The sequence below is a fragment of the Paeniroseomonas aquatica genome (genome assembly GCF_030409335.1).
Taxonomy (GTDB): Bacteria; Pseudomonadota; Alphaproteobacteria; order Acetobacterales; family Acetobacteraceae; genus Belnapia; species Belnapia aquatica.
In genome coordinates this window covers 1-659 of the sequence record NZ_JAUFPN010000106.1, presented here as the reverse complement: position 1 = coordinate 659, position 659 = coordinate 1, and the positions used below count along the sequence as shown (strand labels likewise).

Annotated in this window: 1 protein-coding gene; it reads right to left on the bottom strand. The window is 69.7% G+C overall.

Annotation, left to right across the window (positions count from 1 at the left end):
* Positions 1 to 258 precede the first annotated feature (258 nt).
* On the bottom strand, positions 259 to 603 hold the full coding sequence (locus tag QWZ14_RS09080) for a hypothetical protein (protein WP_290316314.1): 345 nt from the start codon (positions 601 to 603) through the stop codon (positions 259 to 261).
* Between the last annotated feature and the right edge of the window lie 56 nt (positions 604 to 659).

Here is a 659-nt window from a genome sequence, read left to right as displayed (position 1 = left end):
GACGCTTGCTGTCGGCCTCACGAATTATCCAGGCTAGCATGAACCAGAGCTATGACCCTCTCGATCGCCTTATCTGGCTGGCTGACCGTCTCGGCAAGGTTGAAGCCGGCAGCCCCGAGGCCGACCGCGCGATCCATGATACCCTCCCCTCGGCCGTGAAGGGCCTGTGCTCACCTATACCAACGACAAGACAGCGGCGCGCCTGCTGCTGCCGGCCAAGTTCGAATGGATCGAGCGCACCTGTTCCGGCGCCAGGATCTACGCCGCCTGCCGGCGAAGCGAGAGGAGTGACGACGGCTTCCAGAACCCGCCCATGGGCAATAGGGCCACACCCTGGCGTTGGCGCAAGGATATCCGGCCGAGGCCGCTGCACCGGACCTCGTAGGCGCGCCAGGCGGAGCGGTAGGTGCGGCGGGTGCCGTCGCCGCGGGCGCGGGTGGCATAGACCGCGGCGCGGGCGGCCAGCGCCTGCAGGGTGGCGGCCTGCTCGGGCGTGCCGAGCACCTGGAGGTCGCCGAGCAGGCTGGTCGAGAGGGTCACGGTGCCCGGGCCGGCGGCGAGCTCGGGCGGCAGGGCAGGGGGCTCGGGCGCGGGATCGGGCATGGCTGAGGCTAGCTTGGCCTAGCCTGGATAATTCGTGAGGCCGACAGCAAGCGTCG

Coding starts and splice junctions, on each gene's coding strand:
- QWZ14_RS09080 (WP_290316314.1), bottom strand. CDS start 603: ATGCCCGATCCCGCGCCCGAGCCCCCTGCCCTGCCGCCCGAGCTCGCC.